This is a genomic window from Cupriavidus pauculus (genome assembly GCF_008801835.1).
GTDB classification, from domain to species: domain Bacteria; phylum Pseudomonadota; class Gammaproteobacteria; order Burkholderiales; family Burkholderiaceae; genus Cupriavidus; species Cupriavidus pauculus.
The window spans coordinates 95,641-115,373 of sequence record NZ_VZOW01000004.1 but is presented as its reverse complement, the minus strand read 5'-3'; the positions used below and the strand labels follow the sequence as shown (position 1 = coordinate 115,373).

Genomic DNA, 19,733 nt, shown 5'->3' with positions numbered 1-19,733 from the left:
GTGCTGCATGCACGCGGCACTCGCCGACAGGCGCGCTACATCCGCGTTCTGGGCCCTTGCGTCGCGCGATCGGTGCCGAGGTGGCCGAAGTGGTCGAAATGGTCGAAATGGTCGAAATGGTCGAAATGGTCGAAATGGTCGATGTGGTCGATGTGGTCGATGTGGCCAACCGGCGCGCAAGCAGGTCCCGCCGCGGGGGCGGGGGGCATGCAGCCGCCACCGGATACACGCATCGACGACCCGAGCCCCATCGGCTGGATGCGATCCACCGGATTTGGCGCATACAGATGCAAATTCAGCCCACCCGTCGAACCCATCGGACACCGGCTGATAAATCGCCCCGACGTCGGCTCGTAGTAGCGGTAGCGGTTGTAGTGCAGGCCGCTTTCGTGGTCGAAATACTGACCCTGGAAACGTAACGGATTCTGAATGCCAGCCTTGTGCGCGGCCGATGTGGTGGTTTGCTGCGCCGCGCCCCACGCCAGATAGTGCGCGCTCCAGGCGGTCAGTCCATCGGGACCGGAGATCTCCTGCGGCGTGCCTAGATGGTCGCAGTGATACCACGCGATGGCGTCGAACGGCTGCGGCTCGATCTCGGTGTGCCAGAGCGGATCGCTCGCGAAATCATAGTCGGACCCATATCCCGGTTCCGCATGCAGGCGGATAGCCGAGGCCACCACGGCCTGGGCCAACGGCACGAATGTCGCTGGCTCGTACAGATAGTGCGTGGTGCGCGCTTCGCCGCAGACAAAGCGATAGGCGCTGTCGACATCGCGCGCGCTTTCTCGACTTTCCCACGCCAGAGCGTCGCCATCCCAGCCGTACAGCGTCATGGCGCAGCCATGCTCGCGATCCAGCCTGGCACGCTCCGCACGCCGCCAGCCCTCGCCCGCGCGCGGATCGTCGAAGTAATGGGACTGGCTGTGCTTCCAGGTGCGGCGGCCCAGCGCATCGTAGCCAAAGCGCACCACCACCTTGGCATTGGCGTAGCTCACCAGTCGATTGAAGCCGTCCCACGCGAAATATTCGTGTTGGCCGTTGATCGTGCGCTGGACGAGATTGCCCCGCGCATCCCATTGGTATAGCGCGCCGTCGTAGCTGGCAACGAGGTTGTCCGTCAGCGCCGGCCGCCCTTGCAAGCGGCTGCCGAACCCGGGTTGCCCGGTCGCCGCGTCAAAGCCAAACGTGCGCAGCGTCGGATCGTCGAGCAGATTGCCGGCGGGATCGAAAACGAAGGTCTGCCGGCCAAGCGCACTGTTAGCAGCCAGCAGCCGCGCCACGGGATCGTACTGATAGGACAAGTCGCCACGTCGCGTATCGCGAATCGCGGTCACCTGCCCGACGGCGTCGAAGCGGTACGTTCGCCGGATCAGGAATGCTTCGGGATGTTCTCGCTGCGCAACCGTCTGCGTGCGCAGGCGTCCTACCGCATCGTATTGCAGGCGCTGGGTCAGCCCGTTGCCCTGTATGCGGTGCACTTCGCGGTACAGGTCGTCGCGTTCGAATCGCGCCAGTTCCTGATCATCAAGGTGCATGGCCACGATGTGCCCTGCCTCGTCGGTCGACATGCCGATGCGATGGCCATCGGGGCGGACCGTCGCCACGCGCTGGTTCAGCGCATCGTACTCATGGCGCCAGACCGCCACGCGCGCCTGCGTCAGGTGGCGATAGTGATGGTGCTCGCGCACGATGTTTCCGCACGCATCGTGAAACCACTGCACGCGACTGGTCGCGTTTTCAGCCAGGATCAGCCGGCCGTTGCCGTCGTAGGCATAGGCTTCCGAGGCAGCGATGGCGGTATCGTCCCCGCGCCTGGCATGTCGTGCGATGAGCCGTCCCATCGCATCGAATTCCAGTTCCATCATCCAGTCGCCGTCGGCGACCTCCGCAAGCACACCCGTATCCCCCGCATGGAAATAGCGCCGCGTGCGGCCGTCGAAGCCGGTCTCGCTCACGAGCCGCCCAACCGCGTCGTAGCCGAACACGTGGCTTGCGTTGTTCTCGTTGGTCAGCGTGACCAGCCGGCCGAGCCGGTCCCATCGATAGCTGATCGTCTGGTTGGCGGCGTCGGTGCGTTTGTCGAGCAGCCCCGCTTCGTTGTAGCGCCACGTCGTGCGGCGATTGAGCGCATCGGTGTGGGAAAGCAGCCGGCCTTCGGCATCATGTTCGAAATGCTCGGGCTGCTGGTCCGGATGATCGATGCGCTGCAACCGGCCGGCGCTGTATGCGTAGCGCGTGACGTTGCCTGCCGCGTCCGTGAACGCCGTCAGTTGCCCGCGATCGTCGTATTGCCAGGCGCTGGTTTTTCCCGCGCTATCGGTGCGCCGCGTGAGCTGCCCGGCGGCGTTGTAGGCCAGCGTGGATTCGACGCCGTTGGCATCGGTGATGCGCACGGGCAGATTGGCCTTGTTGTAGGTGTACTCGGTGGCGTGGCCGAGGGGATCGATCGCCTCGGTGACGTTGCCTTTGAGGTCATAGTCGTAGGTCCACAGCCCGCCCTCGGCGTCACACATCTTGACGAGCTGGTCCTTGTCGTCCCATGCGTAGTGCACGGCGCTGTGATCGGCGCGAACATGTTCCAGCAGATTGCCGCGCGCATCGTAGGTGTAGCGTTCAATCGCCCCGCACGGCCGCACGTGCTGCACCATGTTCCGGGCGGCGTCGCGGAAGAACCACTCCGAAAGACCGTCGGCATGTCGGATGCGGTACGTATAGCCCAGGATGTCGTAGTAGTGCCAGGTCTGGTGGCCCAGCGCATCGGTGACACAGGTCAGCCGGATGTGATCGTCCCATGCCAGGCGCGTATCGAAACTGCCGTCATCGGACCACGCATGGACGGCCTTCGCATCGGGACCATCGCCGTCCCACAGCAGGCACACGCCGCGTGCGGTGCGGTCCGTGTAGCGCGTGACCAAATGATTGCGATAGCGGTAGGTGCGGGACGCGCCGTGCTCGTCCTCGGCGCGTACCAGATTGCCCGCCTGGTCGTAGTCGTACCGCGCCAATTGGCGGTCAGGCTTTCCTTCGGAGATTTCCCACACACTCTCGATCCGCCCGGCCTGACCGATGCGCGTGACGATGTGGGCCTGCAACACATCGCCCTGGTAGGCCATCACCGCCGAAGGCGCTTGCGCATGCAGGCCGCCATCGCCCTCGCGGTGGCCGTAGACCAGCGCCACGCGCGCGCCGCCGCGCAGATCGATGCTGGTCAACCTGAAGCGGTTGCCATGGCGCTGGTATCGGTCGCGTCTGCCGTGGCGGCGCACCAATATCAGGCAATCGCGCGCGGTGCGCTCCAGTGTCACTTGCTCGATGGGGTCGTGGTGGTGTCCCCCGATGGCCGGCAACGGATACGCATGGGTTCGGCCATCCGCGGCATGATGCCGCAGCACTTCCACACCCTGTTCGCGCAGCACATCGAAGCGCGTGGTGTAGTCAGTGATCCAGCGCGCACCATGTGTGCCGTCATCGTAGGCGGCAAGGCTGGAGCGGTAGGTGCGCGTCCACGCCATTGCCGACAAACCCGGCAATTGGAAGTCGGTATGCGAAAACGATTGATCGCCAGTGGCAAGGCTGATGCCGGCGTGCGTGGCGGCTGGCGCCGGGCCGTTCCTGGCGGGGTTGGGGCTGCCGCGCGCCGGCACGTTTCGGCTGATGCTTTCCAGCTGTTGCTGCGGCAATACGCGCTGCACCTTCCGACGGAGCCCGGCGCGCACGTTGACGGCGACGATACTGTCCGCGCCGCTTCTGCGCCAGCCGGCCAGCGCCTCGCGCATCAGCCCCACAAGCCATGCGATGGAGAATCGCACGGCCGGATCCGACTGCAGCGCCAGCCCCCCGCGCAGGCGCGGAGCAAAGGCGCGCAGCGCAGCCGGCGCCAGCATGGCTTCGTCGCGCGTGCCCGGCGACACGGCGGGCCGCTCGACGCCATTCGCGCCCGGCCCCTGCAACCTGCAGGCATCGAACGCGGCCTGCAGGAAATTGCCAATGGGTTGGCGAGGATCGCGCACAATCGTCCGGCCCGCCGTGCGCAAAAACGGCCGATCGGCATCGGCTTGCCCAGCCCAATGGGATGGGCCGGCGATGATCTGCTCCATGGCGCGCGCCAATAGCAGCATTTGCTGGGCGCCGAAATTTCCGCATTCAGCAAGCATGCGCGGCAGCAGTTCCTGCATCTGTGCAAGATAGTTCTCGATATCGCCGGCGATGCTGGCGTTCAAGCTCGGCTGCAACGTAGCCAGCACAGACGCCCCAAACTGCACCGCGCCCGTGCTGCGTGTTTGTTGCACGACCTCCTGTCGCGCCAGCGCCAGCATCGGCCGCAGGCTCATGCGGACCGCAGCGGTTTCCGCATCGGGCATTACGCCCAGCAGATTGATGCCGATTCCAGCCCAGTCGAGAACGCCCGGATGTGTGCGCCGCTCCATCAGCGCGGCGATGTCGCCCAGTGCGTCACCGAGCGCGATGATATTGCCCATGACCGGCATGGCGCCGGCCACATCCTTGATACGGGCGAGACTGACATATCCGCGCGTCGCGCGCTGCAGCCAGGTGTCGAATTCGACCGCAGTGGCGCACACATCGGCGACGTGAATACAGTGCAACGGCGCAACGGCGACGTGATCCGGACGAGCGGTGGGGGCGAAAGAGGAATCAAGCATGATGAAGCATGTCTGGGGGCGTGGGTATGACGAGATGGGCTGCAAGAAGCCGTTGGCAGCCTGTCTCGTGACGGATCACTGGGTTGCGTCGGCATCCGGTGCGGGCCACGGCGGCGGCGTGAACTGGCTCGATGCGGCGAGCGGATCGGCGCTGTCCTTGCCGAACGTCACGCGCGCGGGGCCCGGGGCCATGCTGTCGACTGGGGCCGCGCCCTGCCCGTCGACCTTGCCCTGCGTCACCTTGCCATGCGAGTCCTCGACCGCGACGTCGCAGCTCTTCAACGTGGCATGGCTGGCGTAGAGACCGGCCACATCGACATCGCTCTTGCCGAATTCGGGCGGCTCCGGGAATTGCGAGGACGCCTTCTGCCCTGAAGCGATATCGACCTTGGCCGCGTGGATCGCGTAGGCCGACCCCGTTTTGTGCGTAATGCCGCTGCCGTTCCACGTGGTGCCGCTGCCGCCGCCCACGATGACCAGCTCTTCCTTGGCCGACAGCGTGATGCGGTTGGCGGTAGCGGTGACATCCAGCTTGGCCAGCAGGTTGATGCTGTCGCGCAATGCGCGCAGGTCGATGTCGCCGCCGGCCGCCACGAGGCGCCACCCCATGTTCTGCACGAAAATGCGCACGCCGCGGGAAATGCTGGCGATCAGCCGTTTGCCCGAAGACAGGCTGATATGCCCGGTGCTTGAAACAGCCACGTGCTGCCCCGAGGCGATATGCAACGACTGCGCGGCGGTGGCCTCGATACCGGCCGGGCTGGCCAGCACCAGATGCGGCGCGGCCAGTTCCGGAAAGGTGCCGGCCTCGGGATTGGCGCTGCCGCTGCCCTGGATATCGTCGTTCTGCGCCTTCAGCGCCTTGGCCACTTCCGCCTGGTCGCCGGCGTCCTGCGCTTCCACTTCCTGCGCCATTTCGGCCAGCGTTTCCTGCTGCGCCTGTGCCCCGGCCAGCCGCTGCACCGTTTCGGCCATGTCCTTGTGGTGCGCCTGCGCGTTAGGACGTCGCTCGGTGGTCAGCAGCATGCCGTTGCCGGCCCGTACCACGCCATGCGCATCGGTGCGCAGCTCGAACCCCTCGCCGCGCTTGTCCTTGCGCCCCACGCCGCGCATGATGCGCGCGATAAAGCCCAGGCTCAGCCCGGATGCCTGGTGGTCGCTCTGCAGCTGGGTCTGGATTTGCCCTTCGGTGTCGTCCTGCACGAACGTGTTGGCGCGTTCGCCGTGATCTTCCTTGCTGACGAACCCGGACAGCACGTGATGCGCCGGCATTGGCCACTGCGGCATGTTGTGCTCGTTTGGCACACGGCTCGTGACGATCGGGCAATCGGGATCGCCGTTCAGGAAATCCACCACCACTTCCTGGCCGATGCGCGGCACATGCTGCGCGCCGAATCGATCGCCCTGCCAGGCCGACGCCACGCGCACCCAGCAGGAACTACCGGCGTCGTGGCGGCCAAGCCGATCCCAGTGGAACTGCAGCCGCACGCGGCCATATTGGTCGGTCCAGGTTTCCTGATCCTCGGGGCCCACCACCGTGGCCGTCTGCGGTCCGCCAGTGCGCGGCTTCGGCTGCGTGCGCTCTGGGCGGAACAGTTCGTTGGATGGCTGCGCGATGAACTCGACTTCGCAGCTCGATTCCGGGTCGCTGGCTTCTTCGTCGAGGGTCAGCTTGGCGCCCAGGACCAGATATTCGCGATTGGCCTTGCGCTGCATGAAGTCTTCGAGCACGAACGTGCAGCCGGGCACCACCGCGCGCAGATTGCCCTTGCCGCTCAGCCGCGTGCCATGCTGGCGGATCGCCTCCATGCGCATGCGGGCGACCAGCTCGCCCTCCTTCCACGGATCGCCTTCGGTGCCCGGCGTGCTGTGGTCGCCGGGCCATTCGCGCACTTCGGCGCCAGCGTGGGCGGTGTCGAGCGGGTCGGACGCCGCCACGGTCAGGTCGGCGCGCGGCCGCGTGAAATCGAAATCGTTGCTGGTCCAAGCGCCCGCGACCAACTGGTCGTGGATTTCCACCGTTTCCAGACCTTCCTCGCCGATATCCTCGGGCGCGCGCTGCCAGTAGAGGGTGGCGTAGCCGGGGCTGCCCTGGAACGGCGCAAACGCGCCGTTGCCATCGGTCAGCACCAGCCGGTGCTTGCCACCGCTGTGTTCGATGTGCCAGGCGATGCCCCATTCCTGCGTCAGGCGCTGGAAGAAATCGAACGTGCTTTCGCCGTACATGACCTGGAGCTCGCGCATCGGATACCGCGCGACATCAAGGCGTTTTTCCACCGGAAAATTAAAATCCGCCAGCAGCTCGTCCAGCGTCTGGACCACGGTCTGATTCTGGAAGATGCGGAAGTCACGGTTCAGCGTGGCCAGCCACAGCCACGGCCGCAGCGTGATGCGGTAAGCGAGGTTCCGCTCGGCCGGCGCCGGGCCGCTCACGCGCGTGACGATGCCGCTGATTTCGCGTGTGCCGGCCCCCATGGCCTCGGGCAGCGTGATCGTGACGGTCAGCTCGCGCCCGCGCAGCGCTTGGGTGTCGAGATTGGCGGCCGGCCCGAAGGCATCGTTGCGCTCGTCGGGCGTGCGCAGTTCCAGTTCGTATTCGAACAGCTCGCATATCTTCTCGTGGCCGCTCAGTTTGGCGAATTCCAGCGCGGGCTCGCCCATGATGTCGGGCAGCCCGGTACCGGTCACGGTGACCGACCGGGTGACGGATGCAGAATCTTGATGTGCCATCAGCGTTTCCTTTTGGGATTTTGGCGGCCGCAGGATCACCGGATACGAGGCCTGCGTTGCGATTGAGGCGATAGGTATCCATTACCGTCCCAAAACGCGGATGGGTATATCAGAGCAATACGAAAGTACGGGTGCCAGAATCAGATTCGTCGCATAGACAAATCATAAGTTGCGCGCAGCGCATGGCAGAGGAAGTGCGGGAAGCGGAGCGCGCTCCGCCCCAAAAGACAAACCGGGCCATCGGCCCGGTTGAAAGACTGCGTTATCGTGCGAGTGACTTACTTCTTCGACACATTGTTCAATGCGTTGAATTGCTGAGTCAGATAACTGCTTGTCTGATTCATTTGGCTGACGATCAGATCGAGCTGCGTGAACTGCTTGCGATAACGCTCGATGGTCGCCTCCACGCGATCGTTGGCCGCGTCGAAGCGCTTTTCCAGATCCTTCATGGTCTTTTCGAGACCGGCGCTCGCCGCGCCGAGCGGCCCCTTGTCGGCGGTCACGCGGTCCACCACGTCGGACAGGCGGCGGGCAAACCCGCCGGTCTTGCCGTCGCCTGCAAACAGCTGCGTCACGTCGCGCAGGTTGTCCTTCAGTGCCGCGTCGAGCTTCTTCGTGTCGATCGCCATCGTGCCGTCCTTCTGCATGGACACGCCGATCGCCGCAAGCATCTTGGGCGCGTTCGCGGGCATGCCCCCTCGGGCGTATTGAGCACCGATCGCAGCGAGGTCTGGATGCCGCGCAGCACGCCGTCGCCATTGAGCGCGCCCTTGGTGCCGGCCTTGGTGTCGAACTGCGTGAGCGTCTTGGCCGACGACTGGATGTTGTTGTACGCGGTGACCAGCGCCTGGATCGACGCCTTCATGGCGTCGGTGTCCTGCGTCAGTGACACCGATGTCGATCCGGTCTTCTTGAGCGTCATGGTCACGCCCTGCGCCGCGTCGACCACGGTATTGGATGCGCTGACGATGGCGATGCCGTTGACCGTCAGCGCGGCGTTGGTCGCGCGCAGCGTCTCGGTCATGCCGTTGGCGCCCGGGGTCTCCGGGTTGTAGCCGGCCAGCGCCTGCAGTTCGGGCGACGACCCGGACACGCGCATGCTCATCGCCTCGCCGGTTTTGTCGGAGGTCAGGATCAGGCGATAGGGCTTGGCGCTGCCGTCGTTGATGATGCTGGCCTTGACGCCGATGTTGGCCTTGTTGATGGCGTCGCGGATGTCCTGCAGCGATCCCTTGCCCGCCTCGATCTTGACGGTCTGCGGGTTCGGCGCCTTGTCGGTGGCGGTGTTGGCCGTGAACTTCGGATTCACGTAGGCGCCCGAGGTCTCGTCGAAACCGGTGGTCGTGCCGAACTCGAAGGTCAGCGTGCCCGAACCGATCTGCGCGTCCTGCTTGGCGTAGCCGATGCCGGCCAGCGCCTGGGCTTGCGCCAGCTTGGTAACGTTGACATTCAGATCGCCCGGCACGGCGCTGGCGGCAGTGGTGACGCCCAGGATGTCGGCGTTGCCAACGCTGGACTTGACGGCGCCAAAGGTGGCAGGCGTCATCAGCGTCTTGGCCGCCGCCTGGAAGCTCGACAGCAGACTCTTGACGGTGCCGTAGGCGGTCAGCTTGGTCTGATAGGCCGAGTGCTGCGCCTGCATCGCGGTCAGCGGGGCGCGTTCGGATGCGGCCAGCTTGTCGAGCAGGTCGGACAGTTGCAGGTTCGAGCCAATGCCCAGAGACGAGACGGATGCCATGTTTATTGTTCCCTTCTTTTTCAATGGGTGGCATCCGCGCGCATATGGCTGAATGCCCCTGACATCCCTGGTTTACGTCGCCCCAAAGTGGATCTTTAGCCTTTTTGATACCTGAGCGATACAAAGACGATACAAAAAAAGGCTAAAGATTCTCGATGTGAGTTATCACTCACAATTTAGACTGCGAAATGCGGGGGAATCCCGGGGTGCCGGGTTGCCGCGAACGGCGGGCCGCCTACCACGGGCGGCGCACGGAATCCTGGAAGCGCGTCAGGATGAACGCCTTCATCGCGGGCGAATGCAGCGCCGCGACGGCGGCGCGCACCCAATCGGCATGGCATTCGTTGGCGCGCACGGCCAGCGCGTTGGCCCACGGCACGCGCGCGTCCTCGATGCCCAGCGCATCGCGCGCGGGCCCCAGGCCGGCGGCATCGGCCACAGCAAAGGGCATCGCCACCAGCGCGTGGTGCGGCAGCGCCGCAGCCAGCCGGCTGGCCGGAACCGGCTCCACGCGCAGTTTGCGCGGATTGTCGACAATGTCGCGCACGCGCGGTTGTAAACCGGCATTGGCGTCGATGCGGATCAGCCCGAAGTTCTGCAACAGCAACAGCGCGCGGCCTTGTCCGGCGCGATCCGCCGGCACAGCGACCGTGGCCTCAAGCGGCACCTGTCGCAAGGCCCCGATGCGACGCGCATACAGGCCCATCGGATAGGTGACCGTGTAGGCAGCCGCGCACAGCGACGTGTCGCCGGCCAGCGCTTGCGTGTCCTCGGCGATCGATGCGTCGACGCGCTGTGCCGCCAGCGCCCGGCGTGCCGCAGCCGCGTTCGGAAATGCCACCGCCTGCAGCCGCACGGACGCTGCGGTGTTCTGCACCGCTGCCGCGTCGACAAGTTCACGATCGCTGTGCGCCACCACGGCGATGCGCACCACACGGGGCGCGTCGGCGCGCGCCATCGACATGCCGAGCGCCTGCGCCAGCAACAGCCACGCACAGACACATGCGATCGACCACCCTTCCGACCACCAATCCGACCACCCGCCGCGCCGTAACCCGTATCGCCATGGCTGCGCCACTGCAAGCCGCCATCCGCATCGCATATCGCCAGTCCAACTGTTGCGCTCAGCCATCACGCAGCACCGTACGAAAGCCGATGTGCGATGTCGGCAAGTCGCGCTCGGCGGGCTCGCGCGCGGACGCGCGATAGCGCACGCAGAAGTCGGGCGCGCACAGGAACGATCCGCCCTTGATCACGGCCATGCGGCTTTCGCGCGCGCGTCGCGACTGCGCGGCGACGAATGCGGTATCGCCATTGGCATGCGACTGGCGCGGCCCGCTGTACGGATCGGCGGTCCATTCCCAGGCGTTGGCGATCATGTCGTAAAGGCCGAACGCGTTGGCGGCAAAGCAACCGACCGGCGCCAGGCCGTCGAATCCGTCTTTCGCGCTGTTCAACACGGGAAACACGCCCTGCCAATAGTTGGCCGACGGCATGCCATCGCCGCCGACGGGTGCCGTTTCCAGCGCCGCGTCGCCTCGTCCGGCCTTGGCCGCGTACTCCCATTCGTCCTCGGTCGGCAGATCGTGGCCGAGCCATTGCGCATAGGCGCGCGCGTCGGCCTGGGTCACCAGCGTGACCGGCTGGTTGCGCTTGCCGTCCAGGTTCGATGCCGGTCCTGTCGGATGACGCCAGTCTGCGCCGCGCACCATCGACCACCATGCATACGGGCGCTGCTGCAGCTCTTCTCCGGTCGGCTTGTGGAACACCACCGCTTCGCCCGCGCGCTCGGCGTCAGTGACATAGCCGGTGGCCTGCACGAAGGCTTCGAACTGCGCGTTGGTCACTTCGGTGCGATCGATCCAGAAACTGCCCACGCGCACCTTGCCGGCGGGCCGCTCGTCGGGATATCCCATCGTCGTGCCCGGCACGAATTCGCCGCCGGCGATGCGCGCCATGCCCGCAGTGCGCTGCTGTCGCCAGTGCTCGGGTGCGCCGCGATACGCCGCGCATTGCTGCGGCGTGCCGAGCGGCGCGGCCGCGTGCAGCGGCACCGCGCGCACCGCCCACGTCAGCAACAGCGCCACGGCGAACGCGATGGCGCCGATGCGCCAGCCCAGCGTGAATCGATTCCGCGCCACGGCCTGCCTCAGTAGATCATGCCGGGCACCTTCGGCAATACCACGCCGACCGCCTTCGCATAGTCGTTCCACCGCGCTTTCAAATCGGCCAGCACGTCGGGGCGCTGCGTCGCCAGGTCGTTGGTTTCGCCGCGATCGGCACGAATGTCATATAGCGTCCATTCGCCATTGGCCGGGCCGAACGGCGGCTCGATCCAGGTCGCTTTCCAGTTGTCCGCATAGACATAGGTGCGGCCATACAGCTCTTCCGAAAAAGTGGTGCGCGCCGGCCCCGCGGCCTTGCCCTGCAGCGTCGGCAACAACGACAGCCCGGTGATCGGATAGACATTGCGGCCGTCGTACACCACCTTGCCCGCATTGCGGTTCACGCCCTTGCTATCGTAGAGCGGCGCGGCCGGCGTGCTGGGCGCGGCAATGCCCGCGATATCGAGAAACGTCGGCGCCAGGTCCACCACATGGGTGAAGGCGTTTAGCTGCGCACCAGCCTTGTCCGGCGCGGCGCCCGGTAGCTTGACGATGGTCGGCACGGAATGGCCGCCCTCGGCCGGGAACGATTTCCACAAGCGGAACGGCGTGGCGCTCACTTCGGCCCAGCGCTGGCCGTAATCGAGATTGCCCGATCCCGTATAGGCCGTGGTGCCGAGCGTGGGATACACCGCGGCCGCGGCGTTCTTGGCGTCGTAGTTCTGATCGTAGTTGCCGCTGAATTCGTAATAGCTGGCTTCCGGTCCGTTATCGGACTGGAACACGATCAGCGTGTTGTCGTATTCGCCAATGTCCTTCAGATGCTGCACCAGACGGCCGACGTTGGCGTCGAGGTTCTCCACCATCGCCGCGTAGATCTCCATGTAGCGCGCTTGTGCGCGCTTTTCGTCCGCGCTGAGGCTGTCCCATTTCTTGTTCGCGTTCATCACGCGCGTATCGACGCCGCCCTGCGCCACGCTGTGGGTCGACGTGACGTAGTTGGCCGATGCGGTGCCCCAGTTTGCCGATTTCGGCGTGACCGTCAGCGTCTCGTCACGGCCGGGATTCGGCGTGAAATCGGCGGGGATCAGTCCCAGCGCCTTCTGCCGCGCCAGCCGCGCCGCGCGGATCGGCTCGTAGCCCGCGTCATACACGCCCTTGTAGCGATCGATATACGCGGCGGGCGCCTGCAGCGGCGAATGCGGCGCCTGATACGTCAGGTACGCGAAGAATGGCTTGCCATCGGCATTCCTGCCGGTGCTGGAATCGATGTACTTGATGATCGTCGACGTATAGAAATCGGAGGAGAAGAAGTTGGTGGTGTTGGGCGTCACGTAGTGATCGTCTTCCACGTAGGCAGTGCTGCCGTTGCGACCGAAGTGGTCGCCGCCGCCGCCCAGCAGCGCGTAGCTTTTCTCGAATCCCCACGACACCGGCGTCTGGCCCGGCGACGCCGTGCCCACGTTTGCGCCCTGGTTCGACGCATTCGGCAGGCCGCTGCCCAGATGCCACTTGCCGGCCATGTACGTGTGATAGCCACCGTCCTTGAGCAACTGCGCGATCGATAGCGCGCGATCGTTGAGATAGCCCTCGTAGCCCGGTTTCGGCGCGCCGTTTTCGTCGATGTAGTTCACGTCGGTGGTGGCCATCGTGCCCTCGCCAACCAAGTGGTGGTCAGTGCCCGAGATGATCATCGATCGCGTAACCGCGCACACCGCTGCGGCGTGATGATTGGCCAGGATGCGTCCCTGCCGCACCAGAGCGTCAAGGTTAGGCGTACGGATCTCGCTGCCGAATGCGCCCAGATCGGAATAGCCGAGGTCATCGGCCATGATGAAGACGATGTTGGGCTTTCTGGCCGCCACGGTTGTTGGCGCGGGATTGTCGGACGCGTTTGTCGTGCTACCGCCGTCGCTGCCGCACGCCGCCGTCATCGCCACGGCTGTTGCGCACAAGCCTGCCAGCGCACGACGCGCGGGGGTATGGCGGGACGCTGCTGTTGTTGTTGTCATACGCCTCATTCCTGTACCGGAGATTGGGAAGACGATCATGCTAGGAACGTGCGGGCGCGCGCCGAACGAATGATTTCGCCTAACGATATTCGTGCACCGCACCACAAGTCGCGCTTGACGCGCGCAAACACGGCGCTATATAACGAACGCGTGGGTAGAAGCGGTCGATTGAACAGCAGCGGCGCAATGCCGCGAGGTTCATCTGGAGATTGCTCACTGACGGAGTTCCTGTCAGTGGCGTCACGACCAGACCGGTCCCACCTCCCTGACACGACTCCATCTCTTTCACCAGAGTCATCGTTAGGGGATCTCAATGATCATCGACACCAGTTGTTACCCGACCAACCTGGTCGATCTGGCCTGGCGGCACGACGGCGACCCATTTACCGGCGAACGCCTGATCCAGATGATGGATGGCCCGTTCACCATCAATGGCAAACCGCGCCGTATCGACCGCGCCTTCATCCAGCCGCCGCAAGGCAACACGATCTACACCTACACCGACGGTGTGCAATCGGGCTCCGAAGCCATCGACGCGTACATGGCCTACACGCGCGAGATGGTGCAGAAGTATCCGGACCGCTTTATCGGCTGCTTCGTCTACAACCCGCGCTGCGGCGTGGAAAACGGCGTCAACGCCATCGAACACTATGTGAAGCGCCTGGGTTTCAAGATGGTGCAGTTCCAGGCCAACATGCACGCATATCGTCCCGACCGCGCGCTCGACTGGCTGCGTCCGGCGCTGCAGAAATGCGCCGAACTTGGCGTGCTGGTCAAGCTCCATACCGGCGATGGCCCCTACAGCATTCCCACCGAATGGGTGCCGATGATGAAGGAATTCCCGACCGTGAATTTCATCATGGCGCACTTTGGCGTGCAGACCGGGGGCGTGTATTGCTTCGAGCCATTCCAGCTGGCGATGGACATGCCCAATGTGTATTGCGAATCGGGCTGGTGCCTGCAGTCGCGCATCGTCGAGTTCGCCAAGGTGCTGCCCAAGCACAAGATCCTGTTCGGGTCCGATACCCCGCCCAACGAGCCCGGCATGTGGCTGCGGCTGCTGGAAGTGCTGTGCTTCGAACCGCCGCAAGGCCTCAATCTCGATGAAGACACGCTCGAGGATTACCTCGGCAACAACGTCGCCCGCATGATCGGCCTGGAGCCGACGCCGGTGCCGCGCACGCTCGAAGAAGCGCGTGCGCGCCTGGCAGCCTGAGCGCGGGCAGTTCAACGAGATTCCGACGGAGCACACGAACATGATCATCGACACCCATCTGCACCCCACCAACCTCGTCGACGAAGCCTGGCGACATACCGGCGAGCCGTTCAACGGCGAGCGCATGCTCAAGATGATGGACGGCCCCTACATGATCAACGGCAAGCCGCGCCGCATCGACATGGGCTTCATCCAGCCGCCGCCCGGAAACACCGGCTACCGCGACGGCAACCGCCGCGGCCGCGAGGGCATTCGCGACTACATGGCCTACGTGGCCAGCCTGTGCCAGAAGTACCCGGATCGCTTTATCGGCAACTTCACGTTCAATCCGCGCTGGGGCCCGGAGGAAGGCGCGCTGGAGCTGGAATTCCATGTGAAGGAATACGGCTTCAAGATGCTCAAGCTGCATGCCAACATGCACGGCTATCGCCCTGACCGAGCGCTCGACTGGCTGCGCCCCGCGATGAAGGTCTGCGCCAAGTACAACATCGTGGTGCTGATCCACACCGGCGACGGCCCGTACACGATTCCGACGATGTTCTATCCGATCATCCGCGAATTCCCGATGGTCAATTTCATCATCGGGCATTTCGGCATCCAGACCGGCGGCAACTATTCGTTCGAGGCGTTCTGGATGGCGATGGATACGCCGAACGTGTATTGCGAATCGGGCTGGTGCTTCCAGTCGCGCATCGTCGAGTTCGCACGTCAGCTGCCGCGCGACAAGATCGTGTTCGGCACCGATACGCCGCCGAACGAGCCCGGCATGTGGCTGCGCGAACTGGAGATGCTGTGCGGGCCGGCCCCGCAGGGCATGGACCTGGATGAGGACGGCCTGGAGGACTACATGGGCAACAACATTGCCCGCCTCGTCGGCATCGAGCCGACGGCGCCGCCCAAAACCCAGGAGGAAGCGCAGGCCCGCCTGAAGGACACGTACGCCAGCACGCGCTGACGCGCGCCCGGCACACGTCCTTTCGCACGTGCCGTAGCCCTGCGGCGCGCACCCGCGTGCGCGCCCAACATGCTTCGCCGTCTGGTCACGCGCGGGCGCCGGCTTCTCTGTCGGCGCCCGCGCGCGGCAACGGTATCCCGTTGGCGTTATCCAAGCGGAGCCATGCCATGACTGCCCCATCTGCAAGCCTGCCGGCGTTAGACCCGCCGATCTTTGACGATACATCGCAGGACTTTCATACCTTTCTCGCCGCGTACCGCGCGGCTTTTCCCGACGACGTGCTGACCGTGCGCGACACCGTCACCGCCAACCAGGACCCCACCGCACTGGTCTGGACGCTGGCCGAGCGCAATCGCCACCCGGTGGTGGTGTTCGACGATGTGGCCGGACTGGGCGCGCCGCTGGTCACCAACCTGTTTGCCTCGCGCGAGCGCGTGGGCCGTATGCTCGGCGGCGTGTCGCCGGCCGGCATCCATGCCGAATACCAGGCCCGCAGCCGCCGGCTGATGGCGCCGCGCGTGCTGCAATCGGGCGCGGTGACCGGCATCGTGCAGGAGCACGTCGACCTCGGCACACTGCCCACGATCCGGCACTTCGCCACCGATCGCGGCCCGTATATCACCAACGCAATCCTGATCGCGGAAGATCGCGAACTCGGCTTCGGCAATGCCAGCTATCACCGCTCGATGCTGCATTCGCCCAACGAGATCGCCACCAGCCTGCATTCGCGCGGGCATCTGTGGCGCATGTTCCAGCGCGCCGTGGAGCAAGGCAGGCCGCTGCCCGTGGCGATGGTGATCGGCGCGCATCCGCTGTTCATGCTCGCTGGCGCGGCGCGCCTGCCGTATGGCGTGGACGAGCGCCACGTCGCCAGCGGGCTGTTCGGCGCGCCGCTCGAAGTCGTGCGCACGCCGCGCTACGGCATCGAGGTGCCCGCACATGCGGAGATCGTGCTGGAAGGCGTGCTCGATCCCACCGCCCGCGTGGACGAAGGGCCGTTTGGCGAATTCACCGGCTATTCGTCCGACCGCTCGACCAACAACCTGTTGCGCGTGGAAACCGTGATGCGGCGCAGCGACGCCTGGCTGGTCGACGTGGTCGGCGGCAATTCGGCCGAGCATCTGAACCTGGGCCGCATTCCGCGCGAATCGGAGATGGTGGAAAAACTGATGGAGCGCTTTCCATCGGTCACCGCCGTGCACTATCCCAGTTCCGGCACGCATTTCCACGCCTACGTGGCGCTGCGCCAATCGCGCCCGGGCGAGGCGCGCCAGGTGATGCTGGGGCTGCTGGGCTGGGACCCGTACCTGAAAACCGTGGTGGCCGTCGATCACGACGTCGACATCACGCGCGACGAGCAGGTGCTGTGGGCCATCGCCACGCATCTGCAGCCCCATCTCGATGTGGTGGTGGTCGACGGGCTGCCCGGCAGCGCGCTCGATCCGTCCGCCTCGGGCGTGGGCACCACGTCGCGGATGGGCCTGGATGCCACACGCGGGCCGAACTTCGATGGCATTCGCGCACGCATCGACGACGACGCCATGGCGCGCGCGGCAGCGCTGCTGGCGCGCATCGATACGGGAAAACACTGAAGCCGATGTAACGGAATCCGCGCCGGATGCGATTGATCGGATGACCCGATCGATTAATCCACGCGCCCCATTTACCCAATGTCCGGTGGCTGGCATGCTGCCCTGACAACGAAACGCAGGTGGCGGAAAACGTGGCGACAGACCACGGGGGGCGGCAACTGCAGCCTCCTTTCGGCCAACCGTGCGGGCAGTTCCGGCCTGGAAGACGAAGGAGACAGCATGATCCCCACCCCCACTTCGCATGGGATCGACCCGGTGCATCCGGTCGATGAAGTCTTGCCCCCGCTTCGCCTGGCCGCGCTCGGCCTGCAACACGTGCTCGTGATGTACGCGGGCGCGATCGCCGTGCCGCTGATCATCGGCGGCGCGCTGCACCTGCCCAAGGACCAGATCGCCTTTCTGATCGCCGCGGATCTGTTCTGCTGCGGACTGGTGACGATGATCCAGAGCATCGGCATCTGGAAAATCGGCATCCGCCTGCCGGTGATGATGGGCGTGACGTTCACCGCCATCGCCCCGATCATCGCCACCGGATCGAATCCATCGCTGGGATTGCCGGCCGTATTCGGCGCGGTGATGGTGGCCGGCGTCTTCACGTTGGTGGCGGCGCCCTATGTCAGCCGCCTGATCCGCTTGTTTCCGCCTGTGGTAACCGGAACCGTGGTGCTGGTGATCGGCATCTCGCTGATGCGGGTCGGCGTGAACTGGGCGGCGGGCGGCAATCCCACCATCGCCACGCCGACCGGCCCGGCGCCCAATCCGGCCTACGGCCTGCCCGTGAACCTGGGCATCGCCACGCTGGTGCTGGCGACGGTGCTGTGCATGATCGCGTTCTTCAAGGGCTTTCTGTGCAATATCGCCGTGCTGATCGGCATCGCGACCGGCTTCGTGGTGGCGGTGGCGCTGGGCAAGGTTACCTTCGCGGGCGTGCATGCGGCCGACTGGGTGGCGTTCATCACGCCGTTCCACTTTGGCCTGCCTACCTTCGACCTGATGACGTCGATCACGCTATGCGTGGTGATGGTCGTGATCATGATCGAGGGCGTGGGCCAGTTTCTCGCGCTCGGTGAAATCGTCGACAGGCCGGTCACGCCGGACGACCTGGCGCGCGGCCTGCGTGCCGATGGAGTCGGCGCGCTGGTCGGGGCGGTGTTCAATACCTTTACCTACACCTCGTATGCGCAGAATGTTGGGCTGGTGCAGGTGACCGGTGTGCGCAGCCGCTGGGTGTGCGCGACGGCGGGCGGCATCCTGGTCGTGTTGGGCTGCCTGCCGAAGCTGGCGTTCTTTGCGGCGTCGATCCCGCAATACGTGCTCGGCGGCGCCGCGCTGGTGATGTTCGGCATGGTGGCGGCCACCGGCGTGCGCATCCTGGGCCACGTCGATTTCGTCGAGAACAAGAAGAACGCCTACATCGTCGCCGTCAGCGTGGCGCTTGGGATGATTCCGCTGGTCGCCGACAGGTTTTTCGCGCAGTTGCCGGAACTGGCGGCCAAGTTCTGCCAGAACGGCATCCTGCTCGGCACGCTGTGCGCGGTGCTGCTGAACCTGCTGTTCAACGTGCGCGGCACGCAGGAGGCGCCGCGCATGCTGGCCAAGAAAGCCGCGTAGACGCGCCGGCGTCGCCGCTGCGTGACGCCTGCATGCCGGGGACGATGCCCCGGGCTTGCAGCGTCGCGCGGCGCCTACTTCGCCAGATCGCTGCGATGGCGCATCAGCAGGTCGCGGAACGATTGCGCAGGCGGCGATAGCGACCGGTCCGCATGTGTGAGCAATGAAATCTCGCGGTGAATCACCGGATCCTGCGGCATCACCGTGATCAGCCCCAGCGCCGACGTCAGCCGCGTGACCGCCGTGCTCATCACCGCGATCCCCAGTCCGGCGTCGACCATGCCGACCATCGTCAGCGGCAGGAACACCTCGTGCACGCGCGCCAGCGTGATGCCGCGTGCGGCCAGCGCGGCGTCCAGGCAATCGCGGATCGGATTGCCGCGGTGCGGACCGATCACGGGCAGGCGGGCCACGTCTTCCCAGGTGAGATCGCGCCGGCGCGCCAGCGGATGGCTGGGCGGCATGACGATCACGAATGCATCCGACGACAGCCGATGCGCGGCCAGGTCGGGCTGACCCTCGGGAATCGTGCCGATACCGAAATCGACCTCGCCAGCGCTGACCATGCGCGGCACTTCATCCTCGGCCACATCGTGCAGGTCCACCTTGACGCCCGGATGGCCGACGCAGAACTCACGGATGAAACGCGGCAGCATCAGCGCGGCCTGGATCGAAGATGCGGCAATCGACACGCGCCCGCGCCCCAGCGTGCGCAATTCCGCGGAGCTGTCCAGCACGCTGTCGATATCGGCCACCGCCTTCTTGACCATCGGCAGCAGTTCCGCGCCGGCCTGCGTGATTTGCATCAGCCGCGTATGGCGATCGAACAGCTTGAGTCCGAGATTGCTTTCGAGTTCGTGAATCAGGGCGCTGACGGAAGACTGCGAAAGGCTCAATTTCTCCGCTGCGCGCGTGAAGTGACGCTCTTCGGCCACGGCGATAAACGCGCGTAATTGCCGCAGCGAAACGTTCATGTTGCTGATGGTGGGCATGTCTCTCGCCTGCTCTGTTGTGGGGGTCATGGCAGTCGATTCAGAGGGTAACACGATCAATAAATCCGGTTATGGGTATTTACCGATGATGGTGTGGCAACCATCATGCTTTCACGGTCAG

The 19,733-nt window shown here is 65.2% G+C and carries 12 protein-coding genes; 4 read left to right on the top strand and 8 right to left on the bottom strand.

The window, feature by feature from the left end:
- Positions 1 to 35 precede the first annotated feature (35 nt).
- The 7 genes from F7R19_RS06665 to F7R19_RS06640 all read right to left on the bottom strand — a co-directional run bounded on the left by F7R19_RS06665 (position 36) and on the right by F7R19_RS06640 (position 13,246).
- Complete coding sequence (locus tag F7R19_RS06665; protein WP_150979744.1) at positions 36 to 4,661, bottom strand: RHS repeat-associated core domain-containing protein; 4,626 nt, start codon at positions 4,659 to 4,661, stop codon at positions 36 to 38.
- 75 nt (positions 4,662 to 4,736) lie between these two features.
- A complete protein-coding gene (locus F7R19_RS06660; RefSeq protein ID WP_150979743.1) occupies positions 4,737 to 7,391 on the bottom strand; it encodes a type VI secretion system Vgr family protein in 2,655 nt (884 codons plus the stop codon).
- A 278-nt stretch (positions 7,392 to 7,669) separates the two neighbouring features.
- Positions 7,670 to 8,038 (bottom strand): flagellar filament capping protein FliD, encoded by a 369-nt coding sequence (gene fliD / locus F7R19_RS30555; protein WP_317851318.1) that lies wholly within the window; start codon positions 8,036 to 8,038, stop codon positions 7,670 to 7,672.
- Positions 7,984 to 9,129, bottom strand: a complete 1,146-nt coding sequence (gene fliD, locus F7R19_RS06655) for a flagellar filament capping protein FliD (protein WP_317851317.1) — start codon at positions 9,127 to 9,129, stop codon at positions 7,984 to 7,986. The genes fliD (F7R19_RS30555) and fliD (F7R19_RS06655) overlap by 55 nt, the downstream gene beginning before the upstream one ends.
- A 235-nt stretch (positions 9,130 to 9,364) precedes the next feature.
- Positions 9,365 to 10,093, bottom strand: coding sequence for a MetQ/NlpA family ABC transporter substrate-binding protein (locus F7R19_RS06650; protein ID WP_223506272.1), 729 nt, complete (start codon positions 10,091 to 10,093; stop codon positions 9,365 to 9,367).
- A 160-nt stretch (positions 10,094 to 10,253) separates the two neighbouring features.
- On the bottom strand, positions 10,254 to 11,216 hold the full coding sequence (locus F7R19_RS06645; protein ID WP_223506315.1) for a formylglycine-generating enzyme family protein: 963 nt from the start codon (positions 11,214 to 11,216) through the stop codon (positions 10,254 to 10,256).
- Between the two features lie 62 nt (positions 11,217 to 11,278).
- Entirely contained in the window at positions 11,279 to 13,246 is a 1,968-nt protein-coding gene (locus F7R19_RS06640) for an arylsulfatase (protein WP_150979742.1), read from the bottom strand.
- Positions 13,247 to 13,559: 313 nt separating this feature from the next.
- Here F7R19_RS06640 and F7R19_RS06635 point away from each other — a divergent pair, with 313 nt between their 5' ends.
- From F7R19_RS06635 to F7R19_RS06620, 4 genes are all read left to right on the top strand, one after another.
- A complete protein-coding gene (locus F7R19_RS06635; RefSeq protein WP_061953892.1) occupies positions 13,560 to 14,462 on the top strand; it encodes an amidohydrolase family protein in 903 nt (300 codons plus the stop codon).
- A 40-nt stretch (positions 14,463 to 14,502) separates the two neighbouring features.
- The gene (locus F7R19_RS06630) at positions 14,503 to 15,417 is read left to right on the top strand and encodes an amidohydrolase family protein (protein WP_061953894.1); all 915 of its coding nucleotides are present in this window, start codon (positions 14,503 to 14,505) and stop codon (positions 15,415 to 15,417) included.
- A gap of 167 nt (positions 15,418 to 15,584) precedes the next feature.
- Complete coding sequence (locus F7R19_RS06625; protein WP_150979741.1) at positions 15,585 to 17,009, top strand: UbiD family decarboxylase; 1,425 nt, start codon at positions 15,585 to 15,587, stop codon at positions 17,007 to 17,009.
- Between the two features lie 219 nt (positions 17,010 to 17,228).
- Positions 17,229 to 18,620, top strand: a complete 1,392-nt coding sequence (locus F7R19_RS06620) for a nucleobase:cation symporter-2 family protein (RefSeq protein WP_150979740.1) — start codon at positions 17,229 to 17,231, stop codon at positions 18,618 to 18,620.
- Between the two features lie 74 nt (positions 18,621 to 18,694).
- Here the strand turns inward: F7R19_RS06620 and F7R19_RS06615 are convergent, their stop codons facing one another.
- Positions 18,695 to 19,612, bottom strand: coding sequence for a LysR family transcriptional regulator (locus tag F7R19_RS06615; protein ID WP_084003833.1), 918 nt, complete (start codon positions 19,610 to 19,612; stop codon positions 18,695 to 18,697).
- Positions 19,613 to 19,733 lie beyond the last annotated feature (121 nt).

Excerpts from the sequence above, each read along its gene's own strand:
- F7R19_RS06650 (WP_223506272.1), bottom strand. The coding sequence starts at position 10,093 with ATGTCGATGGCGCGCGCCGACGCGCCCCGTGTGGTGCGCATCGCCGTG.
- F7R19_RS06625 (WP_150979741.1), top strand. The coding sequence starts at position 15,585 with ATGACTGCCCCATCTGCAAGCCTGCCGGCGTTAGACCCGCCGATCTTT.
- F7R19_RS06620 (WP_150979740.1), top strand. The coding sequence starts at position 17,229 with ATGATCCCCACCCCCACTTCGCATGGGATCGACCCGGTGCATCCGGTC.
- F7R19_RS06640 (WP_150979742.1), bottom strand. The coding sequence starts at position 13,246 with ATGACAACAACAACAGCAGCGTCCCGCCATACCCCCGCGCGTCGTGCG.
- F7R19_RS06660 (WP_150979743.1), bottom strand. The coding sequence starts at position 7,391 with ATGGCACATCAAGATTCTGCATCCGTCACCCGGTCGGTCACCGTGACC.
- F7R19_RS06630 (WP_061953894.1), top strand. The coding sequence starts at position 14,503 with ATGATCATCGACACCCATCTGCACCCCACCAACCTCGTCGACGAAGCC.
- F7R19_RS06665 (WP_150979744.1), bottom strand. The coding sequence starts at position 4,661 with ATGCTTGATTCCTCTTTCGCCCCCACCGCTCGTCCGGATCACGTCGCC.
- fliD (WP_317851317.1), bottom strand. The coding sequence starts at position 9,129 with ATGGCATCCGTCTCGTCTCTGGGCATTGGCTCGAACCTGCAACTGTCC.
- F7R19_RS06615 (WP_084003833.1), bottom strand. The coding sequence starts at position 19,612 with ATGCCCACCATCAGCAACATGAACGTTTCGCTGCGGCAATTACGCGCG.
- F7R19_RS06635 (WP_061953892.1), top strand. The coding sequence starts at position 13,560 with ATGATCATCGACACCAGTTGTTACCCGACCAACCTGGTCGATCTGGCC.
- fliD (WP_317851318.1), bottom strand. The coding sequence starts at position 8,038 with ATGCAGAAGGACGGCACGATGGCGATCGACACGAAGAAGCTCGACGCG.